Annotated in this window: 20 protein-coding genes and 1 pseudogene; 8 read left to right on the top strand and 13 right to left on the bottom strand. The window is 53.8% G+C overall.

The window, feature by feature from the left end; all coding sequences use genetic code 11:
• Positions 1-53: 53 nt before the first annotated feature.
• Positions 54-593, bottom strand: a complete 540-nt coding sequence (locus tag B7444_RS15735) for a TetR/AcrR family transcriptional regulator (RefSeq protein ID WP_007284386.1) — start codon at positions 591-593, stop codon at positions 54-56.
• A gap of 229 nt (positions 594-822) precedes the next feature.
• Here B7444_RS15735 and B7444_RS15730 point away from each other — a divergent pair, with 229 nt between their 5' ends.
• Positions 823-1569: a glucose 1-dehydrogenase gene (locus tag B7444_RS15730; protein WP_007284387.1), complete on the top strand. Its 747-nt coding sequence runs from the start codon at positions 823-825 to the stop codon at positions 1567-1569.
• 114 nt (positions 1570-1683) lie between these two features.
• Here the strand turns inward: B7444_RS15730 and B7444_RS15725 are convergent, their stop codons facing one another.
• The 7 genes from B7444_RS15725 to B7444_RS15695 form a co-directional block, all read right to left on the bottom strand.
• A complete protein-coding gene (locus B7444_RS15725) occupies positions 1684-2913 on the bottom strand; it encodes an aldehyde dehydrogenase family protein (protein WP_269320234.1) in 1230 nt (409 codons plus the stop codon).
• Between the two features lie 41 nt (positions 2914-2954).
• Positions 2955-3368: a DUF2141 domain-containing protein gene (locus tag B7444_RS15720; RefSeq protein ID WP_007284389.1), complete on the bottom strand. Its 414-nt coding sequence runs from the start codon at positions 3366-3368 to the stop codon at positions 2955-2957.
• The gene (locus B7444_RS15715) at positions 3365-4459 is read right to left on the bottom strand and encodes a glycosyltransferase (protein WP_007284390.1); all 1095 of its coding nucleotides are present in this window, start codon (positions 4457-4459) and stop codon (positions 3365-3367) included. The genes B7444_RS15720 and B7444_RS15715 overlap by 4 nt, the downstream gene beginning before the upstream one ends.
• Positions 4456-5163, bottom strand: a complete 708-nt coding sequence (locus B7444_RS15710; protein WP_231503044.1) for a lysophospholipid acyltransferase family protein — start codon at positions 5161-5163, stop codon at positions 4456-4458. The genes B7444_RS15715 and B7444_RS15710 overlap by 4 nt, the downstream gene beginning before the upstream one ends.
• A 50-nt stretch (positions 5164-5213) precedes the next feature.
• Positions 5214-6746: a phytoene desaturase family protein gene (locus B7444_RS15705; RefSeq protein ID WP_007284392.1), complete on the bottom strand. Its 1533-nt coding sequence runs from the start codon at positions 6744-6746 to the stop codon at positions 5214-5216.
• The gene (locus B7444_RS15700; RefSeq protein WP_007284393.1) at positions 6733-8340 is read right to left on the bottom strand and encodes a phytoene desaturase family protein; all 1608 of its coding nucleotides are present in this window, start codon (positions 8338-8340) and stop codon (positions 6733-6735) included. The genes B7444_RS15705 and B7444_RS15700 overlap by 14 nt, the downstream gene beginning before the upstream one ends.
• A gap of 307 nt (positions 8341-8647) precedes the next feature.
• Entirely contained in the window at positions 8648-9592 is a 945-nt protein-coding gene (locus tag B7444_RS15695) for a zinc-binding alcohol dehydrogenase family protein (protein ID WP_007284395.1), read from the bottom strand.
• On the opposite strand from B7444_RS15695, the gene B7444_RS15690 reads away from it, so the two are divergent.
• From B7444_RS15690 to B7444_RS15675, 4 genes are all read left to right on the top strand, one after another.
• Positions 9581-10591: an AraC family transcriptional regulator gene (locus tag B7444_RS15690; protein ID WP_007284396.1), complete on the top strand. Its 1011-nt coding sequence runs from the start codon at positions 9581-9583 to the stop codon at positions 10589-10591. The genes B7444_RS15695 and B7444_RS15690 overlap by 12 nt on opposite strands.
• A 201-nt stretch (positions 10592-10792) precedes the next feature.
• Entirely contained in the window at positions 10793-11260 is a 468-nt protein-coding gene (locus B7444_RS15685) for a hypothetical protein (protein WP_231503032.1), read from the top strand.
• A complete protein-coding gene (locus tag B7444_RS15680) occupies positions 11257-11748 on the top strand; it encodes a hypothetical protein (RefSeq protein WP_007284398.1) in 492 nt (163 codons plus the stop codon). The genes B7444_RS15685 and B7444_RS15680 overlap by 4 nt, the downstream gene beginning before the upstream one ends.
• On the top strand, positions 11745-13301 hold the full coding sequence (locus B7444_RS15675; protein WP_007284399.1) for a cryptochrome/photolyase family protein: 1557 nt from the start codon (positions 11745-11747) through the stop codon (positions 13299-13301). The genes B7444_RS15680 and B7444_RS15675 overlap by 4 nt, the downstream gene beginning before the upstream one ends.
• A 78-nt stretch (positions 13302-13379) precedes the next feature.
• On the opposite strand, the pseudogene B7444_RS15670 reads toward B7444_RS15675, so the two are convergent.
• Together B7444_RS15670 and B7444_RS15665 are read right to left on the bottom strand one after the other, a co-directional pair.
• Positions 13380-14119: pseudogene (locus B7444_RS15670) on the bottom strand (IS5 family transposase).
• Positions 14120-14222: 103 nt separating this feature from the next.
• Positions 14223-15062 (bottom strand): NmrA/HSCARG family protein, encoded by an 840-nt coding sequence (locus tag B7444_RS15665; protein WP_007284402.1) that lies wholly within the window; start codon positions 15060-15062, stop codon positions 14223-14225.
• A gap of 97 nt (positions 15063-15159) precedes the next feature.
• On the opposite strand from B7444_RS15665, the gene B7444_RS15660 reads away from it, so the two are divergent.
• Positions 15160-16059, top strand: a complete 900-nt coding sequence (locus tag B7444_RS15660; RefSeq protein ID WP_007284403.1) for a LysR family transcriptional regulator — start codon at positions 15160-15162, stop codon at positions 16057-16059.
• Positions 16060-16412: 353 nt separating this feature from the next.
• Here B7444_RS15660 and B7444_RS15655 read toward each other — a convergent pair whose 3' ends face one another.
• From B7444_RS15655 to B7444_RS15645, 3 genes are all read right to left on the bottom strand, one after another.
• Positions 16413-18149 (bottom strand): PAS domain-containing protein, encoded by a 1737-nt coding sequence (locus tag B7444_RS15655; protein ID WP_007284404.1) that lies wholly within the window; start codon positions 18147-18149, stop codon positions 16413-16415.
• A 114-nt stretch (positions 18150-18263) separates the two neighbouring features.
• Entirely contained in the window at positions 18264-18929 is a 666-nt protein-coding gene (gene pdeM / locus B7444_RS15650) for a ligase-associated DNA damage response endonuclease PdeM (protein WP_007284405.1), read from the bottom strand.
• A complete protein-coding gene (locus tag B7444_RS15645) occupies positions 18926-21343 on the bottom strand; it encodes a ligase-associated DNA damage response DEXH box helicase (RefSeq protein ID WP_048855229.1) in 2418 nt (805 codons plus the stop codon). Before B7444_RS15645 ends, pdeM begins: the two co-directional genes overlap by 4 nt.
• 85 nt (positions 21344-21428) lie before the next feature.
• Here B7444_RS15645 and B7444_RS15640 point away from each other — a divergent pair, with 85 nt between their 5' ends.
• Positions 21429-22436, top strand: coding sequence for a ligase-associated DNA damage response exonuclease (locus B7444_RS15640; protein ID WP_231503030.1), 1008 nt, complete (start codon positions 21429-21431; stop codon positions 22434-22436).
• Positions 22433-24028 carry a cisplatin damage response ATP-dependent DNA ligase gene (locus B7444_RS15635; RefSeq protein WP_007284408.1) on the top strand — a complete coding sequence of 532 codons (1596 nt, stop codon included), beginning with the start codon at positions 22433-22435 and terminating at the stop codon, positions 24026-24028. The genes B7444_RS15640 and B7444_RS15635 overlap by 4 nt, the downstream gene beginning before the upstream one ends.
• Positions 24029-24335 lie beyond the last annotated feature (307 nt).

Here is a 24335-nt window from a genome sequence, read left to right as displayed (position 1 = left end):
ACAACCGCTCGCTCAGTTCAAGAAATTAATAGGTCCTGAGCCTAAGGTCTCGGTCATGCCTTTGGCCAAGCGTTCATTCCGATCCGCGCGATTTTCAGCAGGCGCTCCTGTGATGCTCCGTCACGAGCTTGAACAGCCATGCCGCGTAGGAGGGATCCGTAGAACGCTGCCAAAGCCTCAATATCGGTACCTGAAGGCAAATCTCCTACCTCCAATCCCTGTTGCAAACGTACAGCCATAGCGCCTTCTGCCTGTGTTCGCTGGCTAGCTAAAAGATCTCGCAAACGGTTCTGGTTAGGGGAGCATTGCGTAGCCGCGACTGAGATCATGCATCCTGCAGGGCGGTCGGCGCGTGTAAACTCAACCGCAGCTGCTGTCGTTAAATCCTGAAAAACAGTTCGCGTATCGGTATCTTCACCAAGGACATCGAGAAACCAACCTCCAGCAACACTCATGTAGGTCTCAATCACCTCATGATACAGCGCCTCTTTGCTTCCGAAAGCATTGTAAAAGCTGGAAGCACTGATCTTCATGACCGAAATCAGATCATCGAAACTCGTCCCTTCATAGCCCCGGTCCCAAAACAAGCGCATTGCGGCACACAAGGCCTCTTTGCGATCGAAAGATTGAGGGCGCCCCCGCCCTCGCCGCCCACTCAGGTCTTTTTTTGGTGTCATCGCTCCATAAATCCTTGAAACCGGAGATCCAAACCTTATATGCCTTATGTTGGAGCGATTACTCCACATTTAAATCCGTTGCTTTCGACCAACCGGGCATAAAGTACGCATGTGCGTTCTGGCCCATACAGACAGGCACATATCCATGAGCAAACTTTCCGGAAAAGTTGCAATCGTAACAGGCGCCTCCAAAGGAATTGGGGCTGGTATTGCCAAGGCACTTGCCGAAGCGGGCGCCGCTGTCGTCGTCAATTATGCCTCCAGCAAGTCCGGAGCGGACGCCGTAGTCTCAGCTATTGCGAGCAATGGCGGTCAGGCCATCGCTGTTCAGGGGGATGTTTCTCGCAAATCTGATGCCCAGGCCATCGTGGATGCGGCGATCAGTCAATTCGGGCGCTTGGATATTCTCGTCAATAATTCCGGGGTTTATGAATTTGCTTCGATTGACGAGATCACCGAAGACCATTTCCATCGTCTCTTTAATATCAATGTGCTTGGCACTCTATTGACGACGCAGGCCGCAGCCAAACATCTTGATGATGGCGGTAGCGTTATCAATATCAGCTCCGTTGTATCTCGTATTACGCCACCAAATTCTGCTGTCTATACCGGAACAAAGGGAGCCGTTGACGCCATTACAGGTTCTCTTGCACGCGAACTGGGGCCAAGAAATATTCGGGTAAACGCTATAAATCCTGGCCTGATTGAAACAGAAGGCACCAAAACTGCCAATGTTGTGGGTTCCGAAATGGAACAACTCATTATTTCACAGACACCATTGGGACGTAGCGGCCAAGTTCAGGACATTGCTCCACTTGCCGTGTTCCTCGCCTCTGATGATGCGCGCTGGCTGACAGGCGAAACACTTATTGCCTCCGGCGGCTTGCGTTGATGTTTGACGTTGATCCGGCAGAGTTCTGCCGGATCAATATTATACTATTACTTACATCTACAACCAATTTCGCTCGTACCATGCCTTCTGCAAAGAAATCTTAAGCCGTATCATTTAGAAAATGTCTCTGCGGACAGATGTCACAACCGGGCGTGTGAGAGAAAGCAGGCCTTCGGCTCCACGGGTTGTGCCATACCCACTGCTTCGGGCACCTCCAAAGGGAAGCCGAGGATCCGCGGTTGGTACGATAAGGTCATTGATGCAAATGGACCCGGCTGAGACCTTTTGAGCGATAAGTTTGGCCGAAATTTCTGAACCAAAAATACTGGCTCCCAAAGCGTAAGAGACCTGCCTGTCAAGGTTGAGCGCTTCTTCCACATCTGCCACGCCAATGATCGCGAGCCAAGGCACAAAAATGTCGGTATCAAGCAGGTGATGCAGCCCCTCAATTTGGGTCAGAAGTGTGACGCTACCTATTGTTTCGGTGCTTCCCCCCGACGCTTTGATGGTTGCCGAGAACGCTTGAAGCCGTTTTTTCTCGTCCTGATCAACAAACAGAAGCTTCTTTTTTTTGAGTAAATTGCGCAAGCGATCGACAAGTTCAGTCTTGTCTTGATGGCCGATAAATACGCGGTGTGGCGCAATACACGTCGCGCCATTATTCAGGCGAGCCCCATACACAAGTTTGCGGGCGACATGTGCCAGGTTGGCATCCGGAAGCACAAAAACTGGGTCAACGCCCGAAAGCTCCATGATGGTGGGAGTCAGCGTTTTAGATGCTTGTTCTAGAACAGCCCGTCCTGTTCGAGCTGATCCCGTGAGAATGATCAGATCAAAACCTGCGGCCACCGCGTCAGAACCGGAATCTGTCGGAAGGATCTCGCACAATCCAGTTGGAAACCCCGCTGAAGATATTAAATCCGATAGCATCTTTGCCGCTGGCTCTCCTCCAGGAGCAGGTTTCAGCGCGACTGCATTTCCGGCTACTATTGATTGCAGGATCTGTATTCCGGGTAGCATCAGCGGATAATTTCCAGGTGCTAGAATGAGCACCGTTCCATAAGGTTGCCGCTTGATGATCGACGTGACACCTGGAAGCCATGTGGGCCGCCCCCAAAACCCAGCCCTCCGGGCTCGAAGGATGTTTGCAGCGTTTCTTTCCAGAAATTTGCAAGCCGCCAGAAAAGGCAAAAATTCGGCTGTAATCGTTTCAACGGCAGGGCGATTTGGAAATAATTCAGGCAAAGTTCGCCATTTCTGGCGCAGGAGACCACGAAACCGACGGACAAGCCGCAGTCGTGTGGCCATCGGCACCGTCTGCCACAGTTCAGAAGCCCGTCTCATTCGATGGATATCGCTATGGGATATGGTCATGTGCTTTGACGCTATTTTGTTCTCAGAGCAAGGGAAATAGCACTGTTCTGGGCGCCAAGAGAGAAAGCAGTATCTGCGAAACTGGGTGGCCCAAAATGGAGTGAAGGATTGCGAGAAAAACCTAGAGGTTCTTTTGGCATTCCGAAAAAATTCTGATCAAGCTTCTGATTTCCATTTCTGTCTTGAAATACCTGAACTGCATAGACACCGGGCTGAACATCCGGGAATGTTGTGTTCACCTGTCCAGCACCGGCTTGGACAACCGCGTGATATTTGCAGTCGGGTTTGAGGAACTCGTTTTCGGCACAGACCGCAACACGGATTGTCCCGACTGCATCGGGGATATTGGTCACGGTCACGCCAAGTGTGGTGGCACAGGCTAAGGAAGGCAGAGTCAGCAGGCCTAGAAAAAAACGGGCTTTCATGCGTCGGTTTTGCTTGGATAAGAGCGGCCTCGCCAGCGCGGAGCATATCCCAGACGCTCCCCGATCAGGGCTTGCCATTGAAGAAGCAAGAGCGCAGTCGTACCAAGAGGCGCCAGGAGAACCGTTCTCCACCCCTGTTGGAAGCGATAGGCTATCAGGGACCGTGCTAAAAGCGTCATACCTCTCGCAAGTCCCGTCACTTTGGTCCACGGAAGAATGAACGGCAAAATTTGCGCTGCGCCGAGGAGGACTGTCCAGACTGGAAGCCCCTTTGGTGTTGCCATCCCTTCGGTCGCATTCTTCAGGAGTCCATTCCACACTTCCCCGGCACTGCGATACATCCGGCACGAGGCGATGTCAGTTGCATCGAACAAAGTCGTTATGAAACCTTGTTTCCTGAACTGCCTTGCGAGCGCCAAGCCATCGTGCAGCCTGTGACGAATGGCTGCATGGCCACCGCTCGCGCGATAGGCGTCGCTCCGGACCATCACCAATTGACCGCACGCAGCAGAAAAGGCCGGATCTTTCCCCTTATCGAAGGCCATCGGAAGATACCCGACCAGCAGAACGTGAATAAAAGGAAGAAGGAGCCACTCCAGAAATGTTCCGGTGATCTGACGCGGAACTCCACTCAGGAACGCAACATCTGGCTGGTGTGACATCAGGCCCGACAACCGGCTTAGGGCATCTGGCGACAAGCGTACATCTGCATCCAGAAATACCATGAGATCATACTGTGCGGCCTCTGCAAGCACTGCACAGGCATGGTTTTTACCACACCAGCCATCAGGAAGCGTAGGTGCTGAAAAGACCCTTAACCGCGGATCATCGTACGACTGGAGTATATTCAATGTTCCGTCAGAGGAATTGTCGTCGACTACGATCAACTCGAGTACCACGCCCCGGCTTGCCAGAACGGTTTGTATGGCCTCTGCGATAGTGTCTTCCTCATCCCGGGCAGGGATCAGGACAGAAATGGGAGCTGCCCCAAATTGCTTGGGCAGCCTTCGCAACCTGGGGAGGTTCAGAAGCGTCATGACAAGCGGCAAAAATGCCGCACTCAACGCCAGTTTTTCAAGCTTTCTGGTCATTGGTCATGACGCGGCTGAAATGCCTTGCCACGAGCCCACTGCCGAATACGACGCCCGACATCATAAAGACCACCAATCCCCCCCGCTCCCTGGGACAGTGTGCGGAATTTTGAGGGATCCCGCATGATGGCGTCACGAGCGAGCGTCTCCATTGTTGTGGTGAGAGCTTCTTCCATGAGACCAGTCGTGTTTTGGGTTCCGGTGCTTCCCAAGGCAGACACAGGATCCCCAAACCGAAGTAAAAGCTCAGGTCGGCTTTCATTCCAGAAAGTATACTCGATGGCGAGAGGCACGAGCATTGCCGAGGGTACACGCCGAGCCAGATGGGCAAAGCCCGTCTGAAGACGGATAGGGCGGCTTCGAACGTCGGAAAAATGACCCTGAGGCGTGATCCAGAGTACATGTCCCTGCCCTAGGATTTTGCAGGCTTTTCGTAGAAAATGACGCAGAGATTCCGGATTTTCAGGGGCGACCGGGATCAGTCCAGCCTTGTCCAGCAGAGGGTATTTCCGAAGTGCCTGAGATTCCATGGGGCCATAGCCGTGGCAATGACTGAAAAAACGATGTTGCAGCCACGCAAAAACGGCTGGATCCCACCATCCCGGGTGATTTGCACAGACAATAAGCGGTCCACGATGGCATAGGACATCAGAATTTCCCGATAATCGGACGGCATTGAAATGACGTGTAATGCCTCGCCGCATTCCCCGGGATACAAGTGCCGCAATGACTGGGTTGCGGCGAGGATCTGTTTTCATGATGTCTTGGATTTCGCGCTATCCTGGTCGGCACAGTCTGCTGCAATCCAGCCTGACATCAGCGCCATTGGCATTCCGGCTCCTGGATGGGCCGCCCCTCCGGCCAGATACAGCCCGGGGACTTCAGAAGATCGGTTTGCAGGCTTGAACGCCCCATTGAGACGCCCATGGCTGGCCAGTCCATAGATGGCTCCCCGCAGGGTCGAATACCTCTCATGGATGTCGAGTGGTGTCAGATGGTGCTCAACCCTGATGCGATCTTCGAGATCAGGCATGCCTCCACAGCGCTTGAGCTTGTCCAGAATAATCTGCCTGTATCCTGGGAACAGGTCCTCCCAGTTCTGACCCTTCCGGATATACGGCGTATGAACCAGCACATACAGCGCCTCGCCCCCTTCAGGCGCTACAGCAGGGTCTGTTTTTGAGGGAGCCGCGAGATAACAGGTTGGGTCAGGCGCAGGAATTCCCTGTTTGTAGATGGCATCAAACTCTTCTTCAGGGTTTGCTGAAAAAACGAAATCATGATGCGCCAGGTGGTCATATGAACGATCCAGACCCAAGTACAGGACCACGCCCGAACATGCCGGTTTGCGTCGTTTCCACTGCCGTTCGAATTTTTTCGTTGGAACATGCTCCAGAAGTTCGCGCATGGTCCGAACGCTATCCATGTTGGAAATAACGATGTCCGCATCCAGGACCTCGCCACCATCAGTCATAACGCCACAGGCTCGACGATCTCGCGTTAGGATACGCTCAACCCTGGTACCGGTTCTGAATTTGACCCCGAGTTCTCGTCCAAGTTGAGCCAGCGCTTCAGGAACGGCCCTCGTCCCCCCCATTGGATACCAGACCCCGTCATGACTTTGCATATGCGCAATTCCCAGCAGAACGGCGGGCGCCCAGAACGGGTTGGACCCAACATACTGCGTCAGATGATCCAGCATCTGGGCAGCCTGAGGATTGTGAATGCGCTTTCTGATCTCACGGGCAAAGGTGGAATCCATCCTGAGCCGCAGGAGGTCTCGCAGGGTGGCCGGCGTAAACGTGCTGCTCAGGTCCAACGTATCTGCGACGCCACCAACAGATTTCCAGAAAAAAAAGCGCTCGGAAATATTGTGGAGTTGCTCACTGGCGGCCATCAGATCCCGATATCCGTCAGCGTCCCCCGAACACAGGCTTTCGAGAACCTCAGCCATGTTCTCGGCATTTTCCTGGAGGTCGAGGACGTTGCCGTCTTCAAAGAAACAGCGCCACTGCGGGTCCAGCCGGCGCAGGTCCAATCGCTCAGTCATTGTAATGCCAGCCTCGGCGAAAATACGCTCCAGCACCCGAGGCATGGTCAGGATGGTGGGGCCCATATCAAATCTGTACCCCCCTTCCTGCCAGTCAGCTGCTTTGCCGCCTAACCAGTCATTGGCTTCAAGAACGGTAACCCGATAACCCCGTGCGGCCATCGTACAGGCTGCGGCAAGGCCACCAAGCCCTGCTCCAATCACCATGACAGAGGCTTTTTTTTCAGGACGTGACATGGGAGGCTCCTTGCAGGGGACGCTTGTGTTTCCGGGCAGACCGTCTGCGAGGTGAGAAGTCTTTAATGACAAGGTCGCTTGTAATCCGCGCTCCCTCGAAAATAACGGGAAGCCCACTCCCTGGGTGCGTTCCTCCTCCGGCCAGGTAGACGCCCTTGATATCTTCGAAACGATTGTGAGGGCGCCGGTGAAGCATCTGGCCCAGATTATGCGCAAGATTAAAGACGGCACCCTTGTGAACATCATAACGCGCCTCCCACTCGGCAGGCGTTATGATTTTTTCAAAGCGGATCCGTTTTTCGATGTCCTTGAAGCCGGCTTTTTCCAGACGTGCCATGACGAGGCTGCGGGCCTTCGTGCGGCGCTCATCGTTCCAATCCAGACCATTCTCTCGGAGATGCCCAACAGGCATTAAAACGTAGAGCGTGGAGTGACCAGCCGGAGCCTGATCGGGGTCTGTCACGCACGCATTCTGGATATAAAGTGAGGCTTCTTCAGAGAGTAATTGCCCGGCTTCGATTTCCGCAAAATTCCGATCATACGTCTCGGAAAGGAAAATCGTATGATGCCCCTTGTTTGGAACAGTTCCCTCAATGCCGAGATACATCATGAACGTCGAGCAGGAGTATTTCTTCCGCTCGATGAACTTGTTCTTCCACCGCCGCCGTTTCCTGTCCGGAACCAGATTCGTCATCGCCCGCCCGAAATCTGCATTGATGACGATGGCATCCGCCCGTTCAGGCCCATGATCGGTCAGCACACCCGTTGCGTGCCCTTTGCGGGTCAGGATTTCACGCACGGGCGCGTTCAGACGGATCGTAACCCCAAGCCGGTCTGCTGCCTGGCCCATGGCCTCCATGACGGCCATCGTGCCCCCGACGGGATGATAGATGCCGTATTCATGCTCCATGAAACTCAGGATCGTGAACAAGCTCGGGCATCTGTAAGGCGACATACCGAGATATTTACTCTGAAACGAAAAGGCGAGCCGCGTCCTCGGGTCCCGGAAATAACGGCTCAGGTCCCGATCGACTGAAGACAGCGGCCGCAGCTTTGGAAAGGCCCGCAGCATGTCAGGCCGCAACAGATCCAGCACACTATTGAAAGGCCGCTGCAAAACAGGAATGAAGTTCCGGAACTTGGTGCGGTTATCGGCAATAAATTCCCTGACCCGGCCGGCATCCTGCATATCGATCCGTGCAATCTCACGCTCCAGTACATCAATGTCGGACGTGACTGTCAGCGAAGGGCCGTTTTCAAAAACCAGATCATAGTTTTCGTCGAGTTTCTTCAGGGTGATGGTATCTTCCATTCGCAGTCCACAGCGCGTGAAGATGTCCCGAAGGATCTGGGGATAGAGAAAAAATGTCGGTCCGGTATCAAACCGGAATGCCCCGGCTTCCGTCTGGCCCTCAATCGCGGAAGACCGCCCGCCGAGTTGCGCGTGCCGTTCATAGAGCGTCACGTCTGCACCTGCATGGGCCAGCAGCATTGCTGAAGCCAGGCCGCCTGGTCCGCCACCGACAATCGCAATCCGCCGATTATGGAGAGAACCAGAGTTTGTCAGCGTTTTGACTATCGCATCGTTTTCCAAGATCCGGTCTTTTCCATTCGAAACATTTTTTAAAAAACAGAGATGCGATGAAACACCGCATTTTCACGACGGAAGAACTCGTCAGACGACTGATTGTTGCATCTCGGATTTATTTTGAACCGGCCGTTATTGCTGACCAAGTGTTACAACAAGTTTTCGGGCCGAAACGCCTTTGCGCTGGCGTTCGAGCGCATCCGGAATCAACTGCAGGCCGTGTCCGACAATTTCAGGTTCAGGTGCGGGCCTGTACTGCCCACTTGCGAGCGCACCAGGCAGAAATTTTTCATAAATCATAGACCCGACGTCGTTATGAAGAGGGGCGCCCCCCCCAGATGAATTTTGTCTTCACGCCTCTGCGGCGGGCTCTCAGAGCGAGCGAAATATTTCCGACCACCATTTGCATCAAGGCAGGCAGCAGTTTTTGCCAGCGCCCACGTCCGGCTGGAACCTCGTCAAAAGACACAGGAGGCGTCGCCATCGCGATAAAGCGTTGCCCTTTGGTGGCCCCAAGAATGTCGATACAGGCTTTGGCCGATCCAGTACCGATCGCAAGGGCCCCGCAGACCTCCCGTTCCCGCAACGCCTCAATTATTGCCGACGGTGTTGACGGACTGTGTCGATCATAAATGGCACTGGCCCCCAAACTCTTCAGATAGGGCGCGTTTCGCAGAGATGACGTTGCGATGACATCATAGCCGGCCGCGATCGCAAGCTGGATCGCGTTGCATCCAACGCTTGTGGAACCTCCCCATACAACCAGCGTCTTCTCCGCTGGTGCACGCTGGACAGAGGGGTAGTGCATTGCAAGAAAATCAGGCTGGAACAGGCCTGCTGCGGCTGTTGTAAGAGCAAGAGGCAAAACACTTGCCGCCTCGAAAGACAGGTTGTCTGGGAGCGGCACAGTCATTTTCTCCATGAGAATGACCTGCTCCTGAAATGCCCCTTCGGCAGACCTTCGCCCCTTCTCTTCTCCGGCGGCAAAACCCGCGACCCTGTCTCCCACCTTGAAACGTGTAATATTCGAACCGATTGCGATGACGTCACCGGCAACGTCTGAACCGAGAATGGCCGGGTAAGTCATCCAGGGTGTGATGATATCGCCCATGGACTGGATCAGCCGTTCAAACGGATTAACAGCAACAGCCCGGACGGAAACAAGAATTTCATCCATACCGGGAGCCGTATCTGGAACAACGTGTACCGAGAAAGGATCACGCTTCTTGCCGAGAATAAGGGCTTCATGACTTGGCATGGAATACTCACATCGCACTTCAGAACGACCTTTTTTCTAACGAGCTCCTCTTGTACGATCCATGCTTTAAAAGCTGTTATTTCGTCGCAATCGTACAGAGGCGTTATGGACCCACTTTCCGAAATTCTTCGGCTTCTTGAACCTGACAGCTATGGTTTTCGTGGCCTGAGCGCAAAGGGAGATTGGTGTCTTGAGTTTCCTGGTGGACCCGGTCTGAAATTTCAGGTCATACAGACAGGAACATGCTGGATTGAGGTGGATGGTCTGGACATTTCTGTCCAGCTTGAGGCGGGCGACCTTGTCCTTCTGTCAGGCCAACATGGTTTTCGGACTTATACGGACAGAACCGTTTCGCCTCGGAATGCCTACGATGTTCTGCTGTCCGTGGCCGCCGGCCATACTGCCGTATTGAATGGCGGAGGACATGTCCTCGGCGTAGGCGGGTTTTTCAAGTTTAGAGCACCCTATGCAGAACGAATGCTCAGTGAGCTTCCGCCTCTGATACACATTAGGCCGGATGCATCGGGAAACATGATGAGATGGGCCATCGAGCAACTGATGTCTGAATTACGTCACCCGGCAATAGGCGGTGAACTTCTTGCGGCCCATCTCGCTCAGACCCTCCTCATCCAAGGGCTACGACTACATATCGCCAGTAGTGCCCACGGTATTGGCTGGTTATACGCCTTACGAGATCCACGGCTTCATGCCGTCCTGTCCGCTATTCATAAAACCCCGGAAACCCGCTGGACGATCCAAATGCTCGCAGGCATTGCGGGAATGTCACGCACAAGTTTTGCTCATCATTTCAAGGCTACAATCGGCGAAACCTGTATGGATTATTTAACAAGGTGGCGAATGACTGTTGCATCATACCATCTTGCTGAAGAAAAAATGAGTGTAGGTCGAGTTGCTGAGCTGGCTGGATACAATTCTGAAAGTGCCTTCAGTGCAGCATTCAAACGCCTAATGGGGAGATCGCCATCAAGTTTCCGCTGAGTTGCAAAGACGATTTCTAGACCATTTTCGAGAATTTATCAGTCCGAAACCTGCATAGGATACTGGCAGGCTTAGGCGTTTTTCTTGAGTGGACTGCTTATTCAGATCGGCCTGAAAAATCTGGAAACACAATGACGCGTTAGTGAAGCGCCGGCCAGTTTTATCACTGTCCCGGAAAGATCACAGGACCGAGGGCGGACGATGAGCAAACGTATCTTGAACATGACCCTGGGAGGTGCAGCGATGTCTTCTAGCGCTGTACTGGTCCTGAGCCGGATTAGAACAGGTTCTTATGGACCGGGGGTCAACTGCACGGCGCACTGGTTGCATGGCGAGCAGGCGGCGAAGGTTGAACACCTGGATGTTCGCCATTCTCTGGTGGGAGTAGCGACCAACGCAGCAGCAGTTTTTTTCTGGAGCTGGCTTTACGATAAAGCGTTAGGTCAAAAACCAACTGCCATGCGTGCGGTGATCACCACCGCCCTCCTCGGCCCAGTATCCTGTCTGATAGATTACAAGGCCACACCAAAGCGCTTCACCCCAGGATGGGAACTTGTTTTTTCACGAGCTGATATGGCGACAATCTACTTCTCAATGGTCGTCGGCATGGCTTGGGGTGCAATCCGGCAATCGCCCTGGTCCAAAAATCTGAAAAGCCGCCACGCATGACGCCAAGGATTTACACGGGCAAAGAGGCTGAAGCTGCCCGCACGCCGCTGGAAGGCGCTCTCTTGGGGTGGTCAGCCATCCTGATGCTTGGGATTTTTCTGATAGCGATACGTATCGCCCCAAAATCCGTTCAGGCACCCATTCTAAGAATAGCGCAGATCTGGGTGGCGGGTCTGTTCTGCTTTTTCGCTGGCGTCCATCGCGGTGCCAGCTTCTATGCGCCAGAAGGCCCTCGTCTTTCTGACCCGCTGATTTTCCTCAGTATGCATTTTGGAGGGCTCAGCCTTGCGCTTCTTTCTGCCCGTAAAGCGTGGCGGATTGCTCCTGCGGGAATGCTGTTGACCCTTGCCGGAGATACATTTTTAGCTCGGGAGGACCGGCTCCCGCAGTTTTTCCTACGCCTCAGACCCCTTCAGCTTCTGGTTGCCACGGCCCTGATCACACTTCTCGGCTCCAAGGCACAAACCGTATTCAGGACCGAAGCATGACGATGCTGATCCCCGTTCTGGGAGACCAGCTCTCGCCCTCTCTTGCCAGCCTGCAACATGTAGATCGCAGCAAAGCGGTTGTCTTGCTCATGGAGGTCTGGGACGAAGCGACTTACGTCCGGCACCATAAGAAAAAGATCGCTTTCATCTTCTCCGCCATGCGTCACTTCGCAGAGAAGTTACGTTCGGGCGGCTGGTCCGTTGACTACGTCGCGCTCGATGACCCGGAGAACACACAGAGCTTTACTGGCGAGGTCGAGCGTGCTGCGCGTAAATATAGAGCCACATCGATCCGTACAGTTGCAGGTGCCGAATACCGTTTTTTTCAGGCGCAAAAGACTTGGTCCGACAACGTAGGCATTCCTTGTGATGTTCTCGGAGATGATCGGTTTATCTGCTCCCTTGAAGACTTCAAGCAATGGGCAAAAAGCCGCAAAACTCTGCGAATGGAATACTTCTATCGTGATATGCGGCAGAAGACGGGTCTGCTGATGAACCCTGATGACACGCCGGTGGGCGGTCAATGGAACTTCGATCATGATAATCGCGAAAAGCCCCCGTCCGGTCTAAACTATCCTTCTCCGGAACGATTTGAGCCGGACGCAGTTACGAAAAATGTTCTGAACTTGGTGAAGGAGCGTTTTGGAGATCATTTCGGAGATCTTGAGCCTTTCACCCTTCCTGTAACGCGACAGCAGGCATTAAAGGCGCTTGAGGCGTTCATTGATATTTCCCTCCCCGATTTCGGCCGCTTCCAGGACGCTATGATGACCGGGCAGGACTATCTCTATCACAGCAGCCTCTCGCTCTGTATCAACACAGGTCTGTTAACCCCGCTTGAAGTCTGCGAGGCGGCAGCCACGGCCTATGAGAATGGCGACGCGCCGATTAATTCCGTCGAGGGCTTTATTCGCCAGATTATTGGTTGGCGAGAATACATGCGTGGCATGTACTGGCGGGACATGCCGCAGTTTGCGTCCCGCAATGCCCTTGCTGCGGAGAGGCCTTTGCCTGATTTTTTCTGGACAGGCAAAACAGAGATGAATTGCCTCGCCCAGAGTATCGACCAGACCAAAAGAGAAGCCTATGCACATCATATCCAGCGTCTGATGGTGCTGGGTAATTTTGCGTTGCTGGCTGGTATCAATCCGCAAGAAATCTCAGACTGGTTTCTGGTGGTCTATTTTGATGCGTTCGAATGGGTTGAGCTACCCAATGTCATCGGTATGAGCCAGTTTGCCGATGGAGGGAAAACTGCGTCCAAGCCCTATGTCGGGTCGGGAGCATATATTAACCGCATGTCCGATTACTGCGGCAAATGCCATTTTGATGTAAAACAGAAAACAGGCGTGAAAGCGTGCCCGTTCAATGCGCTATACTGGGACTTTCTGGCACGTCATGAAACGCGGTTCTCCAAGAACATGCGGATGAAGAACATGTATGCGACGTGGAGCCGTTTCAACGAAGACAAGCGCCACAATTATCGAGCCAGTGCCGCGGCGTTTCTCGAAACTTTGATGCCAGCTTCGCCAGGATGGGCCCGTAAATCATGATCCTCGATGAGATTACGGTAAGTCGCTTTTAAATACCTTTTACGGCATAGGCTTAGCATCAGACATCATTGGTCAGAGCTAAAAGATGACAGTGGCAGCGAGTGCAATGGCGGAGATGAAGGCAGTGGAGCATCTGTCGTAGCGTTTCGCAACGCAGCGCCAGTTCTTGAGACGTCTGAACATGATTTCTATGTGGTTGCGCCGTCTGTAGCAGTGTTTGCCATATTTAATAGTCTTGTTCCGGGATTTTCGGCCCGCGATGCGGGGCTTGATGCCCTCTTTTTCTGCAAAGCGTCCCTGAACCAGTCGGCATCATAGCCCCGGTCGGCGAGCAGGCTTTCGACAACTCATCAAGCAGAGTGGGGGCACCAATATCATCACTGACGTGGCCTACGGTCCTGAAGAATCTCAAAAGACGGCCGTTCGCATCGGCAATGGCATGAAGCTTGGTGTTCATGCCGCCTTTTGTGCGGCCAATCAGGCGGTCCACATCCTCTTTTTTACCCGTAAACTGGAAGCCGAGCAGTGTGTCGTCAGATAGGTCGCATCGTCTTGCGCTCGGAAGCCTCGGGCGTAGCCAAACCTTCCTTCATCCACAGGACGGCCCCTTGTCACGCTACCGCGTCCAGCGATTGTAGAGTGTCTTGTATGGTCCATGGTCTTTCGGGGCATTCCGCTGACATAGCCCATCACGATTGACGAAAATAATTCCGCTCAGCACCTGACGATCATCCACCCGGCTCTTGCCATGATTTTTCGGAAAATTACGACTCAAGTCGCCCCGTTTGTTCCCCCGTCAGCCAGAACAAATCACTCATCCTTCTGGGCTCCTTCATGGAAACCTCAATCATACCGGCCCTAAAAGTTAATGAGTGCTGATCTGCGTCAGCTTCTGACTTTATAAGAGCACCGTGCGTTGCGTTACGGCTGTGCCCAGTCCGACAACTTTAAAAGCCCCCGATGTTCGCGCCGCAAACCAGTAATATCCGCCTGAAAGCCTGCGCGCGCGATAAATTCGAACATCAAGCGGAAATCCTCTGGTAGACGCGCACGTAAGAAGCTCGGGATCGTGAAGAAAATAGTAGGTCGCAGGCCAGAGCGCCGCAGGGTTGAAGCGGCAGCGTGCGCAGTGACGCTATCGCCCGCCAGTTCGATCGCTCGACCAATAAACAGATCCGGGTTATCGAACGCCTCAGCGGCAAACCATGCGACATCACGTACTGAGACGACCTGCATCGGTTGCGTCGGCGCCAGATAAGTCTTCATCATCGAGAGCATCGTAATGCGAAAGACCACACTCGAAAAATTTTCCATAAAAGCGGCAGGTCGAAGGATGGTCGTGGGCAAACCGAGTGCTGCAATATGCTTCTCGATTGCCAACTTGCTCTCGAAATGTGGTACATTGCTGCAGCGTTCTACCCCACCTGCGGAACACTGCACGAAGTGCTTTACCCCACTTTCCATTGCGAGACTTGCCAGAAGTTTCCCCTGACGTTCCTCGCCGCGTGGCCCGATTTTCATCGGCGACTGTACCGACAGGACACCGTGAACATTCGCCAGGGCTGAACGAAGTAAGTTTGCATCATCCAGATTGCCACGTATGAGTGTGACACCGAGTTTCGTTAATGCTCTAGCTTTCGGCGCCTGGAGATCCCGGACCATCGCACGGACCTCCCATCGTCCCCGACGAAGCAACTCACGGATGGTAGCGCCTCCCTGTTGTCCGGTGGACCCTGTGATTAGGATGATTGGCTTTGACATCTGCGTTCCCTCTTATGGGAAGCATGCTATGTCGTTCCTGTTTTGCTGAGCAGATGCGTTTTTGGAGACGCTCTGTTCCAGATCAGGAACGGACCCTATGAACTCTGACGACCTCGGCTACTTCGTCCGTATTGCTGACGCCATGAGCCTGAGTGGCGCTGCACGCATGACGGGCACGCCGAAATCCTCACTCAGCCGGGCATTGTCTCGCTTGGAGGCCGACCTCGGTGCGCGGCTGTTCGAACGCGGACCGAATGCACTTCGCCTGACGGAGGCCGGTCAGATGCTCCTACCGCATGCACGCCGCGTCTTGGACGATTTAAGCGAGGCGAAAGCAGCCCTTGACGGGGTGACTGGGCAGCCACGCGGCATCTTGCGGGTTAACGCCGCAATGACGTTCGCACTCGGTCTTGTAGCGCCAATGCTGCCTGAATTTCTGAGTCGCTTCCCCGATCTTCGGGTGCATCTGGAGACGGAAAACCGGATCGTCGATCTGGCACGGGAAAATGTGGACGTGGCGATCCGTGTTGGTACGATGCCAGCCTCGGATATGAGAGCCCGCAAGCTTGGTGATATCGCCTTATGGCCCTGTGCCAGCCCCGCTTATCTCGTCCGGCATGACGCGCCCAAGATTCCTGCTGATCTGGTTAACCACGTACTGTTCGGCTGGAGTGATCAACCCACGGCATGGACTTTCTGGGACACATCAGGGCGTGAGTATCGTGCCGCGGTGCCGGTTGGCTCCGTCGTACACGAGCCTGCGGTCCTGCAGGTTTTAATACAAAATGGAGCGGGAATAGGGCGGTTGCCAGATTTTTTGGCGCGGGACGCTATTAAACAGGGATCCCTCGTGAGGATACTGCCGACGTTCGCGACGGAGAAAGTTACGGCACATGCCGTTTACGCGGCACACCGCAGCCTTTCCTCCAAGGTCCGCGTCTTTATCGATGCATTACGAGAACATTTAGCGCTACAGACTAGGATAGATCCAAGGTAAGACTTGATTTACTGTTCTGTTTCTAATCGCGCTTTTTAAGCATTCTGCCTGGCTATCTGTAAACGGTTGCTCTTGGGAATTCCAATTGGTGCGCTTTACGTCGCAGAAGAGGGCGAAGCAGGTAGGTCTGCTTAAGCTTGATATAAGACTGACAAGGCACGAATTGAAATTTCCAATAGCAGCAATGATTGACGGGAAATTAGGGCAGCTCTTCGTAAAATCCAGACTCAGCTTCCTTAAATTCTTGCCTCACCGCCCCTATGACTATTGTCTCACCCAAATGCTCATTCGTTTCAGCCCGGAGTTCTTGGTCAGCCGTTCGATAAAACAGAAAAAGAGGTCAATCGATCTTCCTATTCTTCCGCATGACCGAAGTCAGATGTCTGACGACCGTTTCCACTGCGTGAACCATGGCTAAGAGCCGCCTGGATGCGGTCTATCAGTTCAGATCGCTGATACGGCTTGCCCAGAACTTCAAAACTATTGTTTTCGGGCGCGTTCAACGACATTTCATCATTATAACCCGTCGTGAGGATAACAGGTGTCTGAGGACGCAGCAGACTAATTTTTTCTGCCAAAACCAAACCATTTGGCCCTCCCGGCATAATGACGTCCGAGAAAACCGCGCTAAAGGGTTTCTGTTCAGATAAAGCCTGTTGAAACACGTCCAAGGCTTCAGTGGCGTTTTGGGAAACTGTTACCTGATAGCCAATTTCCATAAGAGAGTCTGTAGCGTACTGCGCAATATCTGCATTATCTTCGACAACTAATATATGTGGTGAGCTCGGACTTTCATCGACCGGATGCGCTTTGTAGCCGGTATTCTTCTTGATTGTTTCAGTCTGTTCCTTCGAAGCATGGACCGGGAAAATCATATGAATACTTGTGCCGCGTTGGTGTTCACTTTCAACTTCCAGACGTCCACCAGATTGCTGGACGAACCCCTGAACCATCGCCAGACCTAGTCCAGTCCCTTGCCCAGATGGCTTGGTTGTGAAAAACGGTTCTGTCGCGCGCCGAATGATATGAGGGAGCATCCCCTGCCCTTCATCTTCCACCGTGACAATGACGTACTCTCCCGGTTTGAGGCGATGCGCCTCTGCATCTCCATTCAAGTGTACGAGCTTGGTCTTGATCGTAATGGACCCGCCCACCGAAGACGCGTCCCGGGCATTGGTAACAACGTTTAGGAGCGCCATTTCGAAGTAATTCGCATCTAGTTTTACGTCCGGAAGGCGTAGTCTCAGGTTGATATACAAATCAATCTGACTGCCAACAGACATCTCTATTAACTCCTTGAAGGAATTAATAAGCGAACTCAAATTGACTTCGGTTGGATCAAGCCGTGTTCGACGAGCGAAAGATAGTAACTGACGCGTCAATCTAGCGCCGCGGTCCGCGGCCTGCTGCGCGATCATGTGCTGGCGGTCAAACGCCTGGTGATCGAGGCGCTTGTCCTTCATTCGATCCAGGCTGTTGTTCAGGATCTGCAATAAATTATTGAAATCATGGGCCAGGCCGGCCGTCAGCTGTCCGATCGCTTCCATTTTCTGACCCTGCCGCAAAGCCATCTCGCTTTCGCGACGTTTGGAAACATCCAGCTGGCTAGCGAAAAAGTAGATTAACTCACCCTGCTCATCGAACACGGGTCCCATGAAAATCGCATTCCAGAAAGGTGTCCCGTTGCGTCGGTAGTTCAGGATCTCCAGTGCAACTGGCTTGCATTCGGCAATAGCTTCTCTCAGTTGCCGAACATCATTGGGATCGGTACCAGCCCCCTGCAGAAAACGACAGTTTCTTCCAACAATCTCATCAGCCTCATATCCTGTAAGATCCAGAAATGCGTTATTGGCAAATGCAATCGGACAGTCAGGTAGGCGCGGATCAGCCAGAATCATGGGCATTCTGGTCATCTCTACGGCCGCAAAGAAAACATTGCTTCTGTTTTCCAACGTTGGGTCACTGATTGTTGTCTGTGCCCAGTGCCGGGGCTCACGATCGCTTAATGTCTCCAGGTCGCTAGCCAAAGGCTGGTTCGAAGACGTCTGGTTCGGCGTCGGTTCCTGCGAATTATTCTTGTCGTTAATCATGAACCCTGCCGATGACGTTGGTCGCGATTGCATAACTTTCCCTCTCACGAAAGAGAACAGAACAGCAACACAAATCTTTGTTTTGGTAAGAAATCACTGGCTCAGATCTGCCCTCTAGGCAACCCGATTAATTTGATCGGTCCCCCAGACATAAGCCGCATGCCCTTGAGGAAATAATCCTGAAAAAGCAGGATCAGAGATGTCCAGTCCGCCGGTATATGATCCGAGTGCTGGAAGAATAAGGCGTTCTTCCCCCGCCATGAAACACGCACGGCTCATCGTATGCTTCCTGACCCGTATTTTGATCTTGGGGTGAAGGTGACCTGCCAGTTCGGCTTTGCCAGAAGGAATTGTCACAGATGGGATATGCCTTAATATCAGATTGCCAGACCGATACTCTTCACGCCACTCGCCCCCGATCCCAGAAATCGGGTTCGCATCGTGATTACCCGTGATCCATAAAGTGCCTGCTTTTCGGGTTATAATCTCAATGAGTTCTCGTTCCTCATTTAGAAGGCGCTCACCGGCCTGACAATCATGAAAGCTGTCTCCAAGCGCGACCAGAACCTGGGGCGAGCAAGCCTCCACAAGCCGTAACACCTTTTTAAGCGTTGAAATCGTATCTCCCGGTGGAAGCAGTAATCCGCGCGAGCGGGCAGATGTTCCTTTTCCGAGATGGAGGTCAGCCACAACGAGGGTCTGCGTTGTAGGCAGGAAAACAGCCCCTCCCGGCAGAAGGCCTATCCGTTCACCTGCCAGAAAAATCTCCCGAAAGTTCAAGGTGTGCCTGCCAGTTCATAGAGCTTGTCGGCCTCAGCCAGAAGATAGTCTTCTCCTTCCCCGCCCCGGATTTTTTCGCGTCCCTGCTCAAGAAGCACGGGGACTGCAAGCGGCGAGACATGGGAGAGACTGACATGCTCTATATGCCCTTGAAGACGATCCAGCATCAGTGACAAACGCCCTAGGTCCGTGAGACCCTCTTCTGCCTGAAGCCGTGTCGCGCGCAGGAGAATATGGTCAGGGTCGTATTTTCGAAGGACATCGTAAAGCAGGTCACTGCTGATCGTCATCTGACGCCGGTTTTTCTCACGCCCCGGATAATTGCGTTCTATCAGCCCGGCAATAATGGCAACGTCCCGGAAAGTGCGGCGGAGCATGGCACTTTCCGCGAGCCAGTCTGCCAGATTGCCTTCAAGCAGATCTTGGCTGAACAGGTCCGTCATAGAGCCAGTGGGATGGACGCACCAGCAGGCAACCATATAATCGTTAGCCACGAAGCCCAGAGGGCCCTTTCCAGTCTCCTCCAACTTTTTTGTCAGGAGAAGCCCCAGAGTTTGATGCGCATTCCGCCCTTCAAAGGGATAAGCCACAATGTAGTGACATCCTTTGTATGGAAAAGTCTCAACAAGAAAATTATCCGGTCCAGGCATATGTGAGCGCTTTGCCTGAAGGGTAAGCCAGTCCTGCACAACCTTCGGAAGCACGGTCCACAAGGATGGCGTATGCAGCATTTCACGGACGTGTCTGGCCAGACCTGGTGAAATGGAAAGCTGACTGCCCCCGTAAACCGGTATGCGCGGATCCTTGCCTCGACCCCGCGCCGCCTGAACGGTCGTATCGTGCAGCCCGAGAAACTCCAGCAGTTCTCCGCCCAGCAGGAAGGTATCGCCCGGAACGAGCGTCGAAGCGAAATACTCGTCTATCTCTCCATAGGCTTTTCCCCGTCGGGATTTGACGCGAAGCATTGGAGTATCGACGATGGTGCCAATATTCATCCGGAACTGCCGGATGATCTGCTCATTGCGAACCCAGAGTTGCCCCAATGAGTCCCGGAAAAGACGCTGATGGCGTTCATAGGCCCGTAGAGCATAGCCACCGTCTTCGACAAATCGGATAACCTCATCGAAATCCGTGCGTGCAATCTGGCTGTAAGGCGCAGTCTGGCGAATTTCTTCATACAGAACGTCAGGGAAAAACGGTCCCGCACAGGCTGTGACCAGCACATGCTGAGCCAGAACGTCCAGTGCCCCGGCGCGCGGCGGATCACCGTCGAGTTCATGCCGCAGAACAGCCTCTCTGGCTGCTTCACATTCCAGCACTTCAAACCGGTTTGCCGGAGCAAGAAGCGCACGCGATGGCTCGTCCATCCGATGATTGGCACGGCCGATCCGCTGTGTCAGGCGGGAGATCTGCTTTGGTGCCCCCACCTGAATGATCTGATCCACCGCCCCCCAGTCCAGCCCCAGATCCAGCGAAGACGTGGCCACGACCGCCCGCAGATCTCCTTGAGCCATGGCTTCTTCCACTTTTACCCGACGCACTGCGTCCAGACTGCCATGATGAAGCCCGATGGGCAGGTTATCCGCATTGTCTTTCCATAGAGCCTGGAACAGCAGTTCTGCCTGCGCCCGGCTGTTGACGAACACGATGGTCAGGCGAGCACGGGAAATTTCAGTCAGGATAGCAGTAGCGCTTCCCAGCCCGGTACGGCCAGCCCAGGGAAGATAACCCCGGTCGTCAGGCAAAAGCACATGAACGTCCGGCCGCACCCCGTCTTCCGCTTTGACAAGACGGACGCCAGAAGCTTTGCCCGTCGGGGAAACCCAGGCCGCCATGGCAGAAGGGTGTGCTACGGTTGCGGATAAGCCATTGATCCGGAGCGATGACGAAAGCGTTTGCAGGCGGCTGGCACAGAGAGCGAGCTGATCTCCCCGCTTGGTACCAGCAAGTGCATGAACTTCGTCGATGATCAAAACTCTGAGCGTGGAAAAATACGCGGCAGCATCAGGATATGACAGTAACAGAGCCAGACTTTCCGGTGTTGTCAGGAGAATATGCGGCGGGTTCTTCTGTTGCCGCTTCCGGCGTGCTCCGGACGTATCTCCACTGCGCACCTCGACCCGAACTGGAAGGTCCATGTCCACGATGGGGCGAGACAGACTTTCTGCAATATTGGTCGAAAGAGCCTTCAGGGGGCTGACATAGAGGATGTGCAATCCAGAATATGAACCTTCTGCCAATTCGATGAGGCTTGGCAAAAAGCCTGACAGTGTCTTCCCACCGCCCGTCGGCGCGATGAGAAGCGCAGACACTCCCTCCTCTGCGGCCTGAAGCATCGCGAGTTGATGAGATCGGGGGGACCAACCCTGTCGGGAAAACCATACCTGAAAAGGTTCGGGAAGATGTTTGCTCATTAGTTCAAGGAACGCACACGCGTTTCGCGGGTTCTTTCCCCGTTCTTGCACGCATGGCGGAGAAGACTGGGTGGAGTGGCTTGAGTTGAAACCGGAAGGGCTCTTCTGTGCACCCGGCGCGTTCTATATTGACCCCCTCCAACCAGTGGCCCACGCCGTCATTACGCATGGTCACTCTGATCATGCCCGACCCGGCCATGATCTTGTCACCGCAACACCCGAAACCTTGGCGATCATGCGATTACGGATGGGCGAGGGCCGAGCGGGCGCGACCCAACAGGCACTTAATTATGGGGAGGTCATCTCCGTCGGGGACGTGCAGCTCTGGCTGGCTCCTGCCGGGCATGTTCTGGGAAGTGCACAGGTTGTCATGGAATACCGTGGACAACGCGCCGTGGTCAGTGGCGATTACAAGCGCGCGCCTGATCCAACATGCGTTCCTTTTGAGGTCGTGCCCTGTGATCTATTCGTAACGGAAGCCACATTTGGCTTGCCCGTCTTCCGGTTGCCCGATCCCGCCCATGAAATTGCCAAACTGCTGCATGACGTACGCCTGTTTCCAGAGCGCACGCATGTCGTTGGCTGCTATGCCCTTGGCAAATGCCAACGTCTGATCGCTCTGCTTCGGGAGGGTGGCTACCATGACCCTCTCTGGCTCCATGGCGCTCTTCTGCCAATGTGCAATCTCTACGAAAGTTTTGGTATCCCATTGGGAGAACTGCATTCCGCAACGGCTGCAAAGAAAGGTGAGATGCGCGGGGGCATTGTCCTCGCGCCTCCATCGGCCATTGCAGACCGTTGGGCACGTCGGCTTCCAGACCCTGTTGTCTGTCTGGCATCAGGCTGGATGCATGTTCGCCAGCGAGCGAAAGCGCGTGGGGTCGAACTCCCTGTCGTGATCAGCGACCATGCCGACTGGGATGCTCTGCTGGAAACGTGTCAGGCAACCGGGGCAAAGGAGATCTGGGTCACGCATGGGCGTGAGGATGCTCTGATTTATGCGTTGGGCAAGATGCAGATCCGCGGCTGCGCGCTTCGGCTCTTGGGCTACGAGGAAGAGGATGAGCAGGCGGAACAGGGAGTGTCGGCATGATGGAATTTGCGACGTTGCTGGAACGCTTGGCCTTCACCCCTTCACGAAATATGAAGCTTGCACTTCTCAAAGAATATTTTTCGATGGCGCCCGATCCTGACCGGGGATACGCACTGGCTGCAATGGCAGGAAGCCTGTTCTTCACAGCGGCTAAACCTGCCATGCTCCGGGCTCTGGCCATGGAGCGCATCGATCCAGAACTCTTTACCTGGTCCTATGATTACGTTGGAGATCTTGCGGAGACAGTCGCACTGATCTGGCGGCCGGAAACCGGTGATCATGACACGTCAGGGGCACCCGGTCTGGCAGAAGTTGTTCACACGCTGGAGCGTCTTCCAAAGGCAGATGTCCCGGATGTTGTAAGGAGATGGCTGGACGTATGCGATGCCTCCTCCCGGTACGCCCTCCTCAAGCTCATTACTGGCTCGCTGCGCGTTGGCGCGTCAGCCCGACTGGCAAAAACGGCCCTTGCAGAGTTAGCATCTGTGGCTCCGGATGACATTGAGGAAGTTTGGCACGGCCTTGAAGCGCCTTACGGCCCCCTCTTCGCATGGGTAGAAGGAAAAGGGCCGAAACCCGATGCGAAGGATGCTCCGGTTTTCCGGCCGCCCATGCTGGCCCAACCCTTGGAAAACGTTGATCTGACAGCATTCGACCCTGCCGAATGGCGCGCAGAGTGGAAGTGGGACGGTATCCGGGTTCAGCTTGTTTCCACACCTCAAGGGGAGCGTGTCTACACGCGTACGGCGGAAGATATTGGAAAGGCTTTTCCGGACGTGCTTGCCACGATGCAGGATCTGGGCAGCAGGGTCGTTCTGGATGGTGAGCTTCTGGTCGTCCAGGAAGGTATTGTCGCTCCATTTGCTGATCTTCAGCAAAGACTGAACCGTAAGTCACCAACAGCCTCCATGCTCCGGGACCTGCCCGCAGGGATCCGGCTTTATGATATCCTGTTTGAAGATGGAGAAGACCTGCGCTCCCTGTCCTTCGATATCAGAAGGCAGCGACTGGAAAGCTGGTTCGCGCGGCTGAACCCACCAAGAATGGTCCTGTCAGAACTCATTGCGTTCCAGAACTTCGACGACTTGGCCAAGCTTCGCGAGAATGCACGGAGCGAGGGCATTGAAGGATTGATGCTGAAAAAGGCTGACAGTCCATATGTTCCGGGTCGTCCACGGGGCCCATGGTGGAAATGGAAACGTGAGCCACTCACGGTCGATGCCGTTGTCATGTATGCACAACGCGGGCATGGCAAACGCAGCAGCTTCTATTCTGACTACACGTTTGGCTTATGGCGTACTGTGGACGGAGAACGCGAACTTGTTCCGATCGGTAAGGCCTACTCAGGGTTCACCGACGATGAACTGAAATTTCTGGACAAGTGGATCCGCGATCACACGACGAAGCGTTTTGGTCCGGTTCGGGAAGTTGCTCACGGACTGGTCTTGGAAATTGCCTTCGATGCCGCTCAGTATTCTAAACGTCACAAGAGCGGCGTAGCGCTTCGTTTCCCACGTGTTGCACGTATTCGCCGTGATAAGCCAGCTGAGGAAGCCGATAACTTGGAAAACTTCATCCAGGCTTTCCTGTAGAAATCAGCCTGAATTTTTTAAAGCTTCAAATTATTTGAAAAATCAATTTCTATACCGAAGAGATATTTGTGTTCTGCCACTCTTTTTCCTCTTGCATCCGTGATATTTTGTTATTTTGCTCAGGATACCAAAAACTCTCTTTCTTGGCGGCGGAACCTGTAGCTGGAGGGATCGAAGAACTGTTGGTTGATTCGCTTGCCTACCTGTTTGGTTGCAGAACGTCATTGGGACCAGGTAGGTTGGGCTATCGCGGATAACGCGTGGCGCTTTACCCCCGTCAGTGATGAGGTGCTGTGATGATGCAGAT

Origin of the sequence: Gluconobacter thailandicus F149-1 = NBRC 100600 (assembly GCF_000964465.1) — a bacterium.
GTDB lineage: Bacteria > Pseudomonadota > Alphaproteobacteria > Acetobacterales > Acetobacteraceae > Gluconobacter > Gluconobacter thailandicus.
Note: the sequence above shows the minus strand (reverse complement) of the source record. Positions and strands in the feature narration are given on the sequence as shown.